Source organism: Microvirga sesbaniae, from assembly GCF_025460805.1.
GTDB lineage: Bacteria > Pseudomonadota > Alphaproteobacteria > Rhizobiales > Beijerinckiaceae > Microvirga > Microvirga sesbaniae.
This window is the reverse complement of record NZ_JAMXFJ010000002.1, coordinates 164,686-180,304: the sequence shown is the minus strand read 5'-3', so window position 1 is coordinate 180,304 and position 15,619 is coordinate 164,686. Positions and strand designations below refer to the sequence as shown.

The window sequence follows — 15,619 nt, the reverse complement described above, 5'->3', positions numbered from 1 at the left end:
ATGAAGACGGCGATCATCGGCGGTGGCCCGGCGGGGCTCTATTTCGCGATCCTGCTGAAGAAGCTTCGGCCGGATTCCGACATCACGGTCTATGAGCGCAACCGCGCCGACGAGACGTTCGGCTTCGGGGTCGTGTTCTCCGACGCGACCCTGGACAATTTCGAGAAGTACGACCTGCCGAGCTACCAGCGCATCGTGCGGGAATTCGCCTATTGGGACGACATCGCAATCCATTTCCGCGGCACCGAGCACCGCATCGGCGGCAACGGCTTCTGCGGCTGCTCCCGCCGCACGCTGCTCCTGATCCTGCAGGATCGCGCGGAGGAACTCGGCGTCCGCCTGCGCTACGAAGCGGATGTGGATGACGAGAGCCTGTTCGCCGACGCGGATCTCGTGGTCGTGGCAGACGGCATCAACAGCCGCTTCCGCGAACGCTATGCGGACCACTTCCAGCCGGAGGTGGACTTACGGCCCAACAAGTTCACCTGGATGGGCTCGACGAAGCCGCTCGATGCCTTCACGTTCATCTTCCAGGAAACGGAGTGGGGGCCGTTCATCGCCCATGCCTATCAGTACGAGGCGAACCGCTCGACCTGGGTGTTCGAGACCGATCCGGAGACCTTCGAGCGGGCCGGCTTGAAGGACATGAGCGAGGCCGAGTCGGCCGCGCTCATGGAGAAGATTTTCGGCTGGTTCCTGGGTGGGCATCGCGTCCTGACCAACCGGTCGATCTGGCGCAACTTCCCGATGATCCGCAACAAGCGCTGGGTCATGGGCAACAAGGTGCTGCTCGGCGACGCCAAGGCATCGGCGCATTTCTCCATCGGGTCGGGCACGAAGCTCGCCATGGAGGATGCGATCGCGCTCTACGAGGCCTTCCGCCGCGACCCGAGCGTCGCGGGTGCGCTGTCGCTCTACGAGACCGGACGGCGCGAAGAGGTCGAGAAGACCCAGCACGCGGCCGATGTATCCCTGGTCTGGTTCGAGCACGTGGCGCGCTTCTGGGATTTCGATCCGGTGCAGTTCGCGTTCGGCGTCATGACCCGCGCGAAGGCGATCACCTACGACAACCTGCGCCTGCGCGCGCCCGACTTCGTGGCGGCCGTCGACCGGACCTTCGCCAGACAGGTGCGGCAGCAGGGCTTCGACGTGTCCATGGACGGCCCGAACGCCCCCATGTTCCAGCCCTTCCGCCTTCGCGAGATGACCGTTCCCAACCGCGTCGTGGTCTCGCCGATGGACATGTATTCGGCCCGGGACGGCGTGCCGGGCGATTTCCATCTCGTGCATTACGGCGCGCGCGCCACCGGGGGCGCCGGACTGGTCTTCACGGAAATGACCTGCGTGTCGCCGGAGGCGCGCATCACGCTCGGCTGCACGGGCCTGTGGAACGACGAGCAGGAGACCGCCTGGAAGCGGATCGTCGACTTCGTCCATGCCAATTCGGGTGCGAAGTTCTGCCTTCAGCTCGGCCATTCCGGCCGCAAGGGCGCCACCAAGCTCATGTGGGAGGGCATCGACCGGCCGCTCGAAGAGGGCGCCTGGGACATCTGCTCGGCGTCCCCGATCCCCTATTTCGAGGACAGCCAGGTGCCGCGCGAGGCGACCCGCGCCGACATGGACCTCATCAAGTCGCAATTCGTCGAGGCCGCCAGGCGCGGCGAACGGGCCGGGTTCGATATGCTCGAGCTGCACTGCGCCCATGGCTACCTCATGGCGAGCTTCCTGTCGCCGCTCACGAACCGGCGCACGGACGAATACGGCGGCTCTCTCGAAAACCGGCTGCGGTTTCCCCTCGAGGTGTTCGACGCTATGCGCGAGGTCTGGCCCGCGCACAAGCCCATGTCGGTGCGCATCTCCGCGACCGACTGGGCCGAGGGCGGCATCGATGGCGACGACGCCGTGGAGATCGCCCGCGCCTTCGCGGAGCATGGCGTCGACCTCGTCGACGTGTCGACCGGGCAGACCGTCCGCGAGGCCCGGCCGATCTACGGGCGCATGTTCCAGACGCCGTTCTCCGACCAGGTGCGCAACGAGGCGCGGGTCGCCACCATGTGCGTGGGCAACATCACGGCGGCCGATCAGGTGAACACGATCCTGGCCGCAGGCCGCGCGGATCTCGTCGCCCTCGGCCGTCCGCATCTGGTCGATCCGTTCTTCACCATGAAGGCCGCCGCCTGGTATGGCGCCAAGGACATTCAATGCCCGCCGCAATACCTCGCCGGCAAGGACCAGATCTTCCGCAACGCCGTGCGCGACCGGCAGGATCTGGAAGAGCTCAAAGTGAAAGCGAAGCCCAAGACCCGGGCGGAGCTGAAGATGGAGGCCGGCGAGAAGCCTCTCGCGGCGGAATGAGATGACCATGACACCTCTCACGGGGCGGCATGCCCTGGTGACCGGCGGCGGTCGCGGGATCGGCCGCGCCATCGCGGCATCGCTCGTCAAGGCCGGTGCGACGGTCACCGTCGCAGGACGGTCTCCCGCGTCGCTCGAACAGGCGGTCGCGCAGGGCGACGCCCATGCGGCTGCCGTGGCCGATGTGACGGACCCGCAGGCGATCCAGCGCGCCGTGCGGGACGCGGTCCAGCGCCATGGCCCGGTCGACCTGATGATCGCCAATGCAGGCTCGGCCGCCTCCGCGCCGTTCCTGAAATCGGGGCCCGACATGTTCCGGCAGATGCTGGACGTGAACCTCCTCGGCGTCACCACGATGACGCAGGCCGTGCTCGGCACCATGATGGAGCGCGGCTTCGGGCGCATCGTGGCGGTCGCCTCGACGGCAGGCCTCAAGGGCTATCCGTATGTGAGCGCCTATTGCGCCGCAAAGCACGCTGTCATCGGCTTCGTGCGCGCGCTCGCGCTCGAGACGGCGAAGACCGGCGTGACCGTCAATGCCGTGTGCCCCGGCTTCACCGACACCGATCTCGTGGCCGAGAGCCTCGAGCGGATCATGGCGAAAACCAACAGGACCCGGCACGAGGCGCTCGCCGAACTCGTGAAGCACAACCCGCAGGGTCGGCTGATCGATCCCGCGGAGATCGCCGACGCCGTGCTCTGGCTGTGCGGCGAGGGCGCGCGCTCCGTGACGGGACAGGCCATCGTGGTGGCCGGGGGAGAACTGTGACGATGGACGACCAGGTCATTCCGCTCGATGCCGAGACCAAGGCCGTCGAGCAGCCCGAGGACCACCGGGAGGAGCTGCGCCTGTGGCTGCGGCTTCTCACCTGCTCCACCCTGATCGAGGGCGAGGTGCGCCGCCGCCTGCGCGAGAGGTTCGACGTCACGCTGCCCCGCTTCGACCTGATGGCGCAACTCGACAAGGCACCGGACGGCATGATGCTGTCCGATCTCTCGAAGCGCATGATGGTGTCGAACGGCAACCTCACGGGCCTCGTCGACCGGCTCGTCGTGTCCGGCCATGTGGTTCGCACCGTATCGCCGACCGACCGACGCGCCATGGTGATCAGCCTGACGGACGAAGGCCGCGCCGAGTTCCGCGCCATGGCGGGCGAGCACGAACACTGGATCGCCGATCTCTTCGGCGATCTCAACGCCAAGGACCGCACCGATCTCATGCGGCTTCTCGCGAAGACCAAGCTGTCCGCCCGGCGCGCCATCATGGGAGACGATCAGTGACCCGGTTTGCCAATTCCGTCACCCTGCCGCTCGCGTCCTACGAGCCGCGTCATTTCCTCCTGGCCGTCGACGGTCCCGTGGCGACCGTCACCCTGAACCGCCCGGACCGGAAAAATCCTCTCACCTTCGAGAGCTACCGCGAGCTGACCGATTTCTTCCACGCCTGTGCCAATGACGACGACGTCAAGGCCTTGGTCATCACGGGAGCAGGCGGCAATTTCTCCTCCGGCGGCGACGTGTTCGAAATCATCGGTCCCCTCGTCGCGATGGACACCAAGGGCCTCACGGCGTTCACCCGCATGACGGGCGAACTGGTCAAGGCCATGCGCGCCGCGCCGCAGCCGATCGTGGCGGCGGTCGAGGGCATCTGCGCGGGAGCCGGCGCCATCATCGCCATGGCGTCCGACATCCGGCTTGCGGCGCCTGGCGCCAAGGTGGCGTTCCTGTTCAACAAGGTCGGGCTTGCGGGCTGCGACATGGGCGCCTGCGCGATCCTCCCGCGCATCATCGGCCAGGGTCGCGCGTCGGAACTGCTCTACACGGGACGTTTCATGAGCGCCGAGGAAGGCGAGCGCTGGGGCTTCTTCAGCCGCCTCGTCGCGGCCGGCGACCTCCTCGCGGAGGCGGGGAAGCTCGCGCGCGCGATCGGCACCGGCCCGACCTACGCCAACACCATGACGAAGCGCATGCTCGCCATGGAATGGGCCATGTCGGTGGAAGAGGCCATCGAGGCGGAGGCGGTCGCGCAGGCCCTGTGCATGACGACCGAGGATTTCGCCCGCGCCTATCACGCCTTCGCGGCGAAAGAGACGCCGGTCTTCAAGGGAGATTGACGTGATCGATGCGAGCTTTCTCTCCTGGCCGTTCTTCGAGGACCGACACCGGCATTTCGCCGCCGGGCTGAGTGCCTGGGCCGCCCGGGAGGTCGGGCCTCTCGTCGACCACCACGACGTGGACGCCTCCTGCCGCCGCCTCGTGCGCCGATTGGGCGAGGGCGGATGGCTGAAGGCGGTGGTGCCCGAAGCCTATGGCGGCCTGTTTCCGTCCTTCGACGTACGCAGCCTGTGCCTGGCGCGCGAAACGCTTGCCGCGCACGAGGGGCTGGCGGATTTCGCCTTCGCCATGCAGGGTCTCGGCACGGGGCCGATCACCCTGTTCGGTTCCGATGCGCTCAAGGACCGTTACCTGCCGCCGGTCGCGCGGGGAGACGCCATCGCGGCCTTCGCGCTCTCGGAGCCGGAGGCGGGGTCGGACGTGGCGGCCATGAGCACCACGGCGACGCCGGACGGCTCGGACCATGTGCGGATCGACGGCGTGAAGACCTGGATCTCCAACGGCGGGATCGCGGATCATTACGTGGTGTTCGCGCGTTCGGGCGAGGCGCCCGGCGCGAAGGGCCTGTCCGCCTATGTGGTCGATGCGCAGACCCCGGGTTTGAGCATCGAGAACCGTATCGACGTGATCGCGCCTCATCCCCTCGCGACCCTGCGCTTCGATGGCTGTCGTGTGCCGCTTTCGCAAAGGATCGGCGGACCGGGCGAGGGCTTCAAGGTCGCCATGGCGACCCTCGACGTGTTCCGCTCAACGGTCGGAGCCGCGGCGCTCGGTCTGGCGCGCCGCGCCCTGGCCGACGCGCTGCAGCACGCCGCCTCGCGCAAGCTCTTCGGTGCGCCGCTCGGCGATCTTCAGATGACGCAAGGCGCGCTGGCCGACATGGCCACCGGCGTGGACAGCGCGGCGCTTCTCGTCTATCGGGCGGCCTGGACCAAGGATCAGGGCGCGCCGCGCGTCACCCGCGAGGCCGCCATGGCGAAGATGCACGCCACCGAAACGGCGCAGAGCGTCATCGACAGGGCGGTGCAGATCTTCGGAGGCCTCGGCGTCACCAAGGGCGTCAAGGTCGAGGAGCTCTATCGCGAAATCCGTGCATTGCGCATCTACGAGGGCGCCACCGAAGTCCAGAAGGTCGTGATCGCGCGCGAGCTTCTGAAGATGCTGGAGAGCCGACGCTTTGGTGAGCTCGGCTCCGTCGCCATTCGCCAGGGGGGAGAACGACAATGACAGCGGCACTGGAAGGCGCTCCCATGACCGTCATCGACGATGGGCCGGAGGTTCTCAATCCGAAGCACTGGCGTGCGCCCAAAGGCTACGCCAACGGCATGGCGGCCCAGGGCCGGGTCGTGGTGACGGGCGGCATCGTCGGCTGGGACGAGAACGAAACCTTCGCCGACGGTTTCGTCGCCCAGGCCCGTCAGATCTTCGAGAACATCCGGGCGATTCTGGCCGAGGGAGGGGCCGAGCCCCGGCACCTGGTGCGCCTGACCTGGTACGTGGTCGACATCGACGAGTACCTGGCCAATCTCCGCGAGCTCGGCCGGGCCTACCGGGACGTGTTCGGCGCTCATTACCCGGCCATGGCTCTGGTCCAGGTCGTGCGGCTCGTGGAGAAGGCCGCCCGGCTCGAGGTCGAGGCGACGGCGATCGTTCCGAACAGGCGATAGCAGGTGGCGGGCCCGGGATGGGTCGAGAGAGGTCCGGCTCCATTGCGACAAAACGGCAGTGTTGCAAGAATGCCTGTTTCCTGGACATCTTTCACTCTGCCTGAAAAAACGCCGTTTCTGGCCTAGTATTACATTGCGGGTCTGGGGTGAATTGCGCCCGAGATTGGGTTGATCCGCAGGCCTTCCATGCTGTCCTCCAAAGCAGACCGTTCCACCGCCCGGCCGACAGGCGACCGCGCCGACGATGCCGAGATGTTCGAACTGGCGCCCGTCTCCCTGTGGCTCGAGGATTACAGCGGCCTCAAGCGGCTGTTCGCGCAGTGGCGGGCCGAGGGCGTGACCTCGCTGCGGGATCACCTGCTCGCAGACACGGCGCGGGTGGAATCCTGCTCCAGCCTGATCCGCGTCATCAAGGTCAACCGCAAGACCCTGAGCCTGTACGAGGCCGCGGATCTGCCGCAGCTGGTGGACAATCTCGGCCGCATCTTCCGCAATGACATGCTGAAGACGCACATCGAGGAGCTCGTTCAGCTCTGGGACGGCGAGACGGAGTTCTTCAGCAACACGGTGAACTACACCCTGTCGGGGAAGAGGCTCGACATCCAGCTCAGGGGCGGCGTGCTGCCCGGGCACGAGGATCAGTGGGACCGCGTCCTGATCGCCATCGAAGACGTGACGGAGCGCGAGACGGCCCGTCGGCAGCTCGCGACCAGCGAGACCTATGCCCGCGGCCTGTTCGAGCACTCGCCCGTCTCCCTGTGGGTGGAGGATTTCAGCTGCGTCAAACACCTTCTCGACGATGCCCGCCGACAGGGGATCAGCGACTTCCGCGTCTTCACCGACGTCCATCCCGAGTTCGTCTCGCGCTGCATGAGCGAGATCCGCGTGATCGACGTGAACCGGCATACGCTCGATCTGTTCGCCGCGCCGGACAAGCAGACCCTGCTGATGCGCCTCGGCGACGTGTTCCGCGACGAGATGCGCGAGCATTTCAGAGAGCAGCTGATCGACCTGTGGAACGGCAGGACCTTCCAGCAGCGCGAGGTCGTCAACTACTCCCTGACGGGCGACGAGATGCACCTTCACCTGCAGTTCTCCGTGCTGCCCGGCCATGAGAAGGACTGGTCGCTGGTCCAGGTGGCGCTGACCGACATCACGGCCCGCAAGCGCGCCGAAGCCTATCTCGAATATCTCGGCAAGCACGACGTGCTGACCAAGCTCTACAACCGCACCTTCTACGTGGACGAGCTCAACCGCCTCGAGCGCAAGGGACCGTTTCCCGTCAGCATCGCGATCATCGATCTCAACGGCCTGAAGGCGGCGAACGACCAGCTCGGCCATGCGGCGGGCGACGCGTTGCTGCGCCGGGCCGGCGAGGTGCTGAGCAAGGCCGTCGACAAGCCGTCCTATGCGGCGCGCATCGGAGGCGACGAGTTCGCGCTCCTGATGCCGGGCACCGACGAGCGCGAGGCCGCAATGGTCATGGAGGGCATCGAGAACATGCTCGAGGTCAACAACCAGTTCTATACCGGCCTGCCCCTCAGCTTCGCCATGGGAGCGGCCACCAGCCAGCCGGGCGAGAGGCTGGAGGCGGTGGTCAAGCGCGCCGATCTGCTGATGTACCAGGCGAAGCGCGCCTATTACGCGACGGCCGCGGAGTAGGGAGCAGCGCTGCTCCAATCCCGCAGGCACCTTCTCCCGTCATGGCCGGGCTTGTCCTGGCGATCACGCTGGCGATCACGATCCGGCAAGGCTCGCGTTTCAGACAAGCGGGATCACCCGCCAGAGGCCGGTGATGACAGGGAGGCTACAACTCGATCTCGACGATTTCCGCCGTGGTCTGCCCGATGGGCACCACGTCGCCGATCTCCTTGCCCATGAGCGCCTGCGCCAGGGGTGACACGTAGGACAGGCTGCCCTTCGCCGGGTCGGCCTCGTCCTCGCCCACGATCCGGTAGGTCTGGCGCCGGCCGTCTTCGCGCTCGAAGGTGACGCGGGCGCCGAAGCGGACGTGAGCCGTGTCCGTGGGGGGCGGCACCACCTCGGAGGAGGCCCGGCGCGCCGACCAGTAGCGCAGGTCGCGGTTGAGACGGGCCACTTCGGCTTTGTCGTCGGCCGCCTGAGCCTCGGCAAGACGCTTGTGCAGGGATTCGATTTCCGCGTCCATCTGGGCCAGCCCCGAGGGCGTCACGAGATGATGCGGGCTGATCATCCGGTCGGGAAGGTCCTCGAAGGCTTCGCCACCCTCGGTTTCACGAACAAAGGCACGGCTCATTACGTCTCCTCCGCTCTTTGGAGTGAAAACGGTTCGGGGCTCGCGAAGGTTTCCGGGTCTAACCTTTATTGCCCGGCTTGCCGCAGCCGTCCGACGATGCCGCCCGGGAACGCGTAGACGCTGATGACGAACAGGGCGCCGAGCCACAGGAGCCATCGGTCCGGATGAATCAGGTTCGGCAGGATCGGCAGGCCCGCCAACGCCGCGCTCCCGGCGGCCATCAGGACCTGCAGGTAGCTCTGGGCGAGGACGAACAGGGCGGCCCCGACCACCGCGCCGTACATCGTGCCCATGCCGCCGATCACCACCATGAGCAGGATGTCGATCATGATCGAGAAGGAGAGCGTGGTGTCGGGGCCGTTATATCGCAGCCACAGGGCCATGAGCGCGCCGGCGACCGTCGCAGCGAGAGCCGAGATCACCGAGGCCGCCGTCCGGTAGGCGACGACCCGGTAGCCCAGGGCCTCGGCCCGGAACTCGTTCTCGCGGATGGCCTGCAGGACGCGTCCGAAGGGCGAGTTCACGATGCGCAGGAGGACGAGGAAGACGACGAGCGAAACGGAGAAGACGAGGTAATAGGCGATGAGGCGCCCGTTGACCGGGGTGCCGAACAGAGGCTCCGACAGGAGCCGGAAGGCGGGGCGCAGGGCCGGGGGCAGCTGGAACGACAAGCCGTCCTCGCCGCCGGTCACGTCCGACAGCTGCGACGCCAGGACGGCCGCCGCCGAGGCGACCGCCAGGGTGATCATCGAGAAGAAGATGGCGCGGACCCGGAGCGACAGGAGGCCGATGGCGACGGCGAGCACGGCCGACAGGCCGAGCGCCGCGGCCAGGCCGACGGCGGCCGAGCCCCAGGTCGGACCCAGGCGTTCGAGCGCGATGGCGATGCCGTAGCCGCCGATTCCGAAGAACATGGTGTGGGCGAAGGACACGATGCCCGAATAGCCGAGCAGGAGGTCGTAGCTCGCGACGAGCACGACGAAGACGCAGATCTTCGCCGCGGTGCTCAAGGGCTGGCTGCCGGAGAACAGGAACGGCGTCGCGGCGAGGAGCAGCAGGATGGCCAGCAGGATGGCGCTCAGAACCTTGGAGCGCGGTCTGTCCGAGGACAGGATCGCGTTCCAAAAGCCGCCGCGCCGGCGGGTCTCGTCGAACGGGAGTGCGAGGGCGGGAGACGTGCTCATCGGCGGGCCACCGGGAACAGGCCCTGCGGACGCCAGATCAGCACCAGGGCCATGACGAGGATGTTGGAGATCAGGGCGAGCTTGGGCTCGATGAAGCCGACGTAGTTGGCCACCAGCGCGACGAGGATCGAACCGACGAAGCAGCCGCCCACGGAGCCGAGACCGCCGATGATGATGACGATGAACACCAGCACCATCACCTCCATGCCCATGCCGGCGGTGAGCGTCTGGCGGTAGAAGGCCCACATGACGCCGCCGAGACCTGCCAGCGCCGAGCCGGCGATGAAGACGCTGACGAAAAGGCGCCGGATCCGGTAACCCAGCGCCTCGACCATCTCGGGGTTCTCGACCCCGGCCCGGATCAGCAGGCCGAGGCGGGTGCGGTTGAGCAGGAGCTGCATCCCGACGAAGACGAGAAGCCCGATGGCGACCGCCACGACGCGATAGCGCTCCATGACGATGTCGCCGACCACGAAGGCGCCGCGCAGGGATTGCGGCAGCGGGATCGGGATGGGCGAGGCGCCCCAGATGGCATGGATCAGCTGCTCGGCGACGATCAGCCCGCCCATGGTGACGAGGATCTGCTTCAGATGGCTGCCGTAGACCGGGCGCACGATGACGCGCTCGAAGACCGCGCCGACCACGCCCGTCACCGCCATGGCGACGAGGATGCACAGGAGCAGGAGCGCGAGGTTGAGGCCGAGGGAATCCGCCGTCGCCCAGCCGGCGAGCGGTCCGAGGACGAGGAGCGTCGCGTAGGCGCCGAGCGAGATGAAGACTCCGTGGCCGAAATTGATGATGTCCATCAGGCCGAACACGAGGGTGAGGCCCGAGGCCATGAGGAAGATCATCATCCCCATGGCGAGCCCCGCCACCGTGAGCGTCACCCAGGTCGAGGGGCTGCCGACGAAGGGCAGCGCCAGGAGGCCGAGGGCGGGAACGAGAAGGAGCGGCAGCCAGTCGGTCCTAGCGCGCGGCAGCTCGACGGCGGCGGTGTCGGCGGTCATGTCGCTCATTGGTGCGCATCCAGGGAAAGGCCGAGCAGGCGCTGCTGCAGGACCGTGTCCGCGACGAGGTCGCTCATGGCGCCCGCATGCACGATGCGCCCGTCGTCCATCACGACCACATTGTCCCCGAGCGCCGAGGCGGCGTAGAAGTTCTGCTCCACCAGCAGGATCGTCTCGCCGGACGCCTTCAGCGCCTTGAAGGCCTCGATCATGGAGCGCACCATCACGGGCGCGAGACCCTTCGTCGGTTCGTCGATGAGAAGCAGGCGGCGCGGTTCCGCGATCGCGCGGGCGATGGCGAGCATCTGCTTCTGGCCGCCGGAGAGGTTGCCGGCCGGCAGGTTCCAGAAGCGCTTGAGGGCGGGGAACAGGCCGAGGATCCAGTCGAGCCTGTTCCTGTCGACCGGCCCGCTCCGGGCCGCGAGCACGATGTTCTCGCGCACGGTCAGATCCGTGAAAATCCCCATGGCCTCGGGCACGTAGGCGATGCCCGAGCGGGCGATGTCCGGCGTGGCGGCTTTCGTGATGTCGCGGCCGTCAAAGCGGATGCGCCCCGACGAGGCCTGCCAGAGGCCCATGATCGTGCGCAGCGTCGTGGTCTTGCCGGCGCCGTTTCGGCCGAGCAGCATGGTCAGTCCGCCGGCCGGCACGGATAAGTCCACGCCGTGCAGGATGTGGTAGGGGCCGATATGCGTGTGCACGTCGGCGAGCTGGAGAAGGGGCTCAGCCACGGGCGGCCTCCATGCCGAGATAGGCCTCCTGCACCACCGGCGAGGCGATGACCGCGGCGGGTTCGCCGTCGGCCACGAGAGTGCCGTTGTGCAGCACGATGATCCGGTCGGAGAGCGAGCGCACCACGTCCATCTTGTGCTCGACGAGAAGCACCGTGGCGTCGCGGCGCTCCTTGATATCGTGAATGAGCTCGAGCACGGTCGGCACCTCGTCGACGCTCATGCCGGCGGTCGGCTCGTCGAACATGAAGACCTTGGGCTCCATGGCGATCAGGAGCGCCACCTCGAGCTTGCGCTGGTCGCCATGCGACAGGGCCTTCGGGGCCACATGCCGCTTGTCGGCGAGCCGCACCCGTTCCAGCACGCTCTCCGCCTTATCGATCAGGTCGCGGCGGGCGTTCCACACCCTGAGCATCGACCAGCCCGCATCGGCCCGGCTCTGCACGGCGAGGCGCACATTCTCGAGCGCGGTCAGCTGCGGGAACAGGTTCGTGAGCTGGAACGCCCGTCCGAGACCGCGGCGCGTGCGGGCCGAGGCGGACAGCCGCGTGATGTCTTCGCCCGCGACGACCACCTGCCCGGACGTGGCGCGCAGCTGTCCGGAGATCAGGTTGAAGTAGGTGGTCTTGCCGGCGCCGTTGGGGCCGACGATCGCCGTGAGCGTGCCCGGCGTGAACCGGCACGACACGTCGTTGACCGCCACATGGCCGCCGAAGCGAACGGTCAGCCCGCGCGTCTCGAGCGCGGGCGTCGCTGTCGTCGATGAAACCACGTCGGCTCAGCGCTTGTTGCGGACCGGGATCGGCATCTTGTCGGCCGGGATGACGCCGACGAGATCGAGCAGGTCGTTGGCGTCCTTGCCGTCGGCCTTGACCTTGAAGTGATACATTTCCTGCAGGGCCTGATGGTCCTCCTTGCGGAAGGTCATTGGCCCTTTCGGCGTCTCGAAGGTCATGCCCTCCATGGCGGCGATGAGCTTCTCCGGATCGGTGCCGCCCGCCTTCTGGATCGCCGTGACGGCCGCGGACGCGGCCGCGAAGCCTCCCGCGGTGAAGAAATCCGGCGGCGCGTTGTAGCGCTTCTGGTGCTCGGCCACGAGCCAGTCGTTCATGGCGTTCTTCGGGAAGGCATAATAGTAGTACACCGCGCCTTCCATGCCGGGATAGTTCTTGTAGATCTGCATGGCCGGCAGAATGTTGCCGCCGGGCGCGATCTCGATGCCGAAGCGCTCCGGCTTCAGGTCGGCGATCTTGGGCAGGGGATGCTGGCCGGCCCAGATGATGTTGATGATCTTCTTGCCGGGCTTGTCCTTGAGCGCGTCGAAGATGCGCTGGGCCGACGCGGTGAAGTCCGTGGCGTTCTGCGGCGCGTATTCCTCGAACACCACCTTGGCGTTCGGGCGGATCTCCGCGAGGGCATTCTTGAGCGCCGCGACGCCGTCCTTGCCGAAGGCGTAATCCTGCGCGAGCGTCGCGATCAAGACGTCCCCGCTCGCCGGGACGGCGGCCGCCGCCCCATAGGCGTCCTGGGTCGAGTTGCGCGCGGTGCGGAAGATGAAGCGGTTCCACTTCTCGCCGGTGATCGCATCGGCCACGGCCGGCTCGACGATCAGCACCTTGCCGTTCTCCTCGGCCACCGGCAGCATCGCGAGCGCGGCGGCCGACGACGTGGTGCCGACGGCGAGGTCCACGTTGTCGTCGTTGTAGGCCTGTTCGAGCAGGGTCTTGGCGAGGTCGGCCTTGAGCTGGTCGTCCTTCACGATGACGCTGATCTTGCGGCCGTTCACCGCCATCGTGCCTTTCGTGAGGTATTCGAGCCCCATCATGAAGCCGGCTTCGGTCTGCTTGGCATAGGCCTCGAGCGGCCCGGTCTTGCCGGCGATGAGGGCGATCTTGATGTCCTGGGCGAAGGCCGCGGATGCAAAGAAAATTCCTGCCGCAGCGACGGCGATTGTGAGCTTCAGGCGCATCGGACTCCCCGTGTCTTATCGGGTCATTGACGGCTGCGCCGTGCAGCATGTCAAGTTCGACTCTCGGACCAGGGCGGGCGCTGCGCCGTCCGGATGTCATCACCGGCCTCGTGCCGGTGATCCCGATGATGAGAGGCGCGGCGCTCCAAGCAATCGGGATGGCCGGGACAAGCCCGGCCATGACGTGGCGGATGGCATGATGCGCCGGCGCCTCGAGACGATCAAGCCTCCGGCAGCACCGGCGTCTCGATGTCCTTCGCCACGCGGCCGCGCCGCGCGGCCTCGTGTTCGAGCAGGATCAGGGCAAGACCCGCGCCGCAGATGACGGTGGCGCCGACCAGGGTCCAGAACCCCACGACGTCGCCGAAGACCAGATAGCCCAGCACGATGGCCCAGACGATGAGGGTGTACTGGTACGGGGCGACCACGGAGGCGGGCGCGATCTTGAGCGAACGGTTCACGCAGACATGCGCCGCCATGGACACGATGCCGAGCAGGAACAGACCCGCCAGCTCGATGGGCCCGGGCGTCACCCAGGCGAGGGGCGCCGTGACGAGGCCGAAGATGAGCGCACCGAGAATCTGGCCGCACACCAGGGTGGCGTCGTCGGTCTCACGCAGCTTGCGGGTCGTGATCATCAGGAGCGAATAGAACAGGCTGCCGGCGAGCGCGATGAGGGCCGGCAGGGACAGGGTGGCGGGCGACGGGCGCAGGGCGATCAGCACGCCCACGAAGCCGATCCCGATGGCGAGCATGCGCGGCTTGTCGATCCTCTCCCCGAGCCAGAAGGCCGCGAAGGCCGCCACGTAGATCGGCCCGGCCAGATAATAGGTCATCACGTCGGCGAGCGGCAGATAGGTGACGGCCCAGTAGAAGCAGGCGACCTCGAGGGTCGAGAGGGTGATTCGCACCGCGTGCAGCCCCGGCCGCGGCGGGATGGCGAAGGGCACCCTGCGCCGGCGCATGACGGGCAGCAGGACCGCCAGGGCCGCAACGCTGCGCAGGAGCAGGACCTGGCCGACCGAATAGGTGGCGACGAGCCATTTCCCCATGACGTCGTTCATGGCGAACATGAACACGCCCAGCAGCATCAGGCCGATGCCGACGAGAATGCCAGAGCGGACTTTTGGGGCGGAAGACGAACCGGAATGCCTCATGGGGCGGATCAATGGGGGAAAAGCCGCTTGATTCCAAGGCTTTTGATCGCCGATTTTGGTCGAACCGCGAGGAGACCTCCATGAACGATACGGCACCGAAGGATCCAGGCTGCGAGGCGCGGGTTCGGGCGAGCTTCACGGCTCAAGGATTGATGCGGACCCTGGGCGCGTCCCTGGTCCGCGTTTCTCCCGGGCTGGTCGAAATCGCCCTGCCGGCATCCCCGGCTTTGTCTCAGCAGCACGGCTTCGTCCATGCGGGGGCCATCGCGGGCATCGCGGATTCCGCCGCCGGCTATGCGGCCCTGACCCTGATGCAGCCCGGCGCCGGCGTCCTGACGGCCGAGTTCAAGATCAACCTCCTGGCGCCCGGGATCGGCGAGCGCATCGTCGCGCGGGGTCGGGTCGTCAAGGCGGGCCGGACGCTCACCCTGGCCCAGAGCGACGTGTTCGCCGTCCACGAGGGCCGCGAGAAGCAGATCGCGCTGCTCACCGCCACTCTCATGGCCGTCGAGGGCCGCGAGGGCGTGAGCGATTAGCCGGGAGCGAGAACCCGGTTCGCCATCGCCGGCCTTGTGCCGGTGATGACGGAGTGGAGCATGTCCGGCAGAAGCAGGCCGAGAACGAATCCGCCGACCCGCGATAGGACCGGGGACAGGATCCGGCGGAGCAGGTCATCATCGTCCCTTGAATCGGTCCGCCAGGCGGCAAATTCCCTTTCTTGCGCCGGCGAACCACGGAGCCATCGTCGTGACCGAAACCGACCTTGCCGACCTCTACCGGGATTACATCGCCTGTCTGAACGAGCGCGACTGGTCGGGGCTGGAGCGGTTCGTCCATGAGAACGTCGTCTACAACGGCCGGCAGATCGGTCTCGCGGGCTATCGCGCGATGCTGGAGAAGGATGTGCGGGCGATCCCCGATCTCCGCTTCGCCATCGACCTGCTGGTCTCGGATCCGCCGCGTATCGCAAGCCGATTGCGCTTCGACTGCACGCCCAAGGGAGAATTGCTCGGCCTTCCCGTCGACGGAAGGCGTATCTCCTTCACGGAGAACGTTTTTTACGAGTTCCGGGAGGGCAGAATCGTGCAGGTCTGGTCGGTGATCGACAAGGTGGCGGTCGAAGCCCAGATCCAGGGTGTCCGCTGATCTCACCGAGCCG

At 67.1% G+C, this 15,619-nt stretch carries 16 protein-coding genes; 9 read left to right on the top strand and 7 right to left on the bottom strand.

Annotated elements, in window-relative coordinates; all coding sequences use genetic code 11:
• The 7 genes from OCW50_RS03525 (at position 1) to OCW50_RS03495 (ending at position 7,799) form a co-directional block, all read left to right on the top strand.
• Positions 1-2,355, top strand: a complete 2,355-nt coding sequence (locus tag OCW50_RS03525; RefSeq protein ID WP_262296462.1) for a bifunctional salicylyl-CoA 5-hydroxylase/oxidoreductase — start codon at positions 1-3, stop codon at positions 2,353-2,355.
• A 1-nt stretch (position 2,356) separates the two neighbouring features.
• Positions 2,357-3,124, top strand: coding sequence for an SDR family NAD(P)-dependent oxidoreductase (locus tag OCW50_RS03520; protein ID WP_262296461.1), 768 nt, complete (start codon positions 2,357-2,359; stop codon positions 3,122-3,124).
• 2 nt (positions 3,125-3,126) lie between these two features.
• Positions 3,127-3,636, top strand: coding sequence for a MarR family winged helix-turn-helix transcriptional regulator (locus OCW50_RS03515; protein ID WP_262296460.1), 510 nt, complete (start codon positions 3,127-3,129; stop codon positions 3,634-3,636).
• Complete coding sequence (locus tag OCW50_RS03510) at positions 3,633-4,469, top strand: enoyl-CoA hydratase family protein (RefSeq protein WP_262296459.1); 837 nt, start codon at positions 3,633-3,635, stop codon at positions 4,467-4,469. The genes OCW50_RS03515 and OCW50_RS03510 overlap by 4 nt, the downstream gene beginning before the upstream one ends.
• A 1-nt stretch (position 4,470) precedes the next feature.
• The gene (locus OCW50_RS03505; RefSeq protein WP_262296458.1) at positions 4,471-5,697 is read left to right on the top strand and encodes an acyl-CoA dehydrogenase family protein; all 1,227 of its coding nucleotides are present in this window, start codon (positions 4,471-4,473) and stop codon (positions 5,695-5,697) included.
• Complete coding sequence (locus OCW50_RS03500; protein ID WP_373371298.1) at positions 5,694-6,137, top strand: RidA family protein; 444 nt, start codon at positions 5,694-5,696, stop codon at positions 6,135-6,137. Before OCW50_RS03505 ends, OCW50_RS03500 begins: the two co-directional genes overlap by 4 nt.
• Before the next feature lie 186 nt (positions 6,138-6,323).
• A complete protein-coding gene (locus OCW50_RS03495; RefSeq protein ID WP_262296457.1) occupies positions 6,324-7,799 on the top strand; it encodes a sensor domain-containing diguanylate cyclase in 1,476 nt (491 codons plus the stop codon).
• Positions 7,800-7,944: 145 nt separating this feature from the next.
• On the opposite strand, the gene greA is transcribed toward OCW50_RS03495, so the two are convergent.
• The 7 genes from greA to OCW50_RS03460 form a co-directional block, all read right to left on the bottom strand.
• A complete protein-coding gene (greA, locus tag OCW50_RS03490; protein ID WP_262269706.1) occupies positions 7,945-8,412 on the bottom strand; it encodes a transcription elongation factor GreA in 468 nt (155 codons plus the stop codon).
• Positions 8,413-8,477: 65 nt separating this feature from the next.
• Positions 8,478-9,596 carry a branched-chain amino acid ABC transporter permease gene (locus OCW50_RS03485; RefSeq protein WP_262296456.1) on the bottom strand — a complete coding sequence of 373 codons (1,119 nt, stop codon included), beginning with the start codon at positions 9,594-9,596 and terminating at the stop codon, positions 8,478-8,480.
• Positions 9,593-10,612: a branched-chain amino acid ABC transporter permease gene (locus tag OCW50_RS03480; protein WP_262296455.1), complete on the bottom strand. Its 1,020-nt coding sequence runs from the start codon at positions 10,610-10,612 to the stop codon at positions 9,593-9,595. Before OCW50_RS03480 ends, OCW50_RS03485 begins: the two co-directional genes overlap by 4 nt.
• Positions 10,609-11,334, bottom strand: coding sequence for an ABC transporter ATP-binding protein (locus OCW50_RS03475; RefSeq protein WP_262296454.1), 726 nt, complete (start codon positions 11,332-11,334; stop codon positions 10,609-10,611). The genes OCW50_RS03480 and OCW50_RS03475 overlap by 4 nt, the downstream gene beginning before the upstream one ends.
• Positions 11,327-12,106 carry an ABC transporter ATP-binding protein gene (locus tag OCW50_RS03470; RefSeq protein WP_262296453.1) on the bottom strand — a complete coding sequence of 260 codons (780 nt, stop codon included), beginning with the start codon at positions 12,104-12,106 and terminating at the stop codon, positions 11,327-11,329. The genes OCW50_RS03475 and OCW50_RS03470 overlap by 8 nt, the downstream gene beginning before the upstream one ends.
• A 6-nt stretch (positions 12,107-12,112) precedes the next feature.
• Positions 12,113-13,303 carry a substrate-binding domain-containing protein gene (locus OCW50_RS03465; protein WP_262296452.1) on the bottom strand — a complete coding sequence of 397 codons (1,191 nt, stop codon included), beginning with the start codon at positions 13,301-13,303 and terminating at the stop codon, positions 12,113-12,115.
• 221 nt (positions 13,304-13,524) lie between these two features.
• A complete protein-coding gene (locus tag OCW50_RS03460) occupies positions 13,525-14,460 on the bottom strand; it encodes a DMT family transporter (protein WP_262269712.1) in 936 nt (311 codons plus the stop codon).
• A gap of 80 nt (positions 14,461-14,540) precedes the next feature.
• On the opposite strand from OCW50_RS03460, the gene OCW50_RS03455 reads away from it, so the two are divergent.
• Complete coding sequence (locus OCW50_RS03455) at positions 14,541-14,996, top strand: PaaI family thioesterase (RefSeq protein WP_262296451.1); 456 nt, start codon at positions 14,541-14,543, stop codon at positions 14,994-14,996.
• Between the two features lie 211 nt (positions 14,997-15,207).
• Entirely contained in the window at positions 15,208-15,606 is a 399-nt protein-coding gene (locus OCW50_RS03450; RefSeq protein WP_262296450.1) for an ester cyclase, read from the top strand.
• The last annotated feature ends 13 nt before the right edge of the window (positions 15,607-15,619 follow it).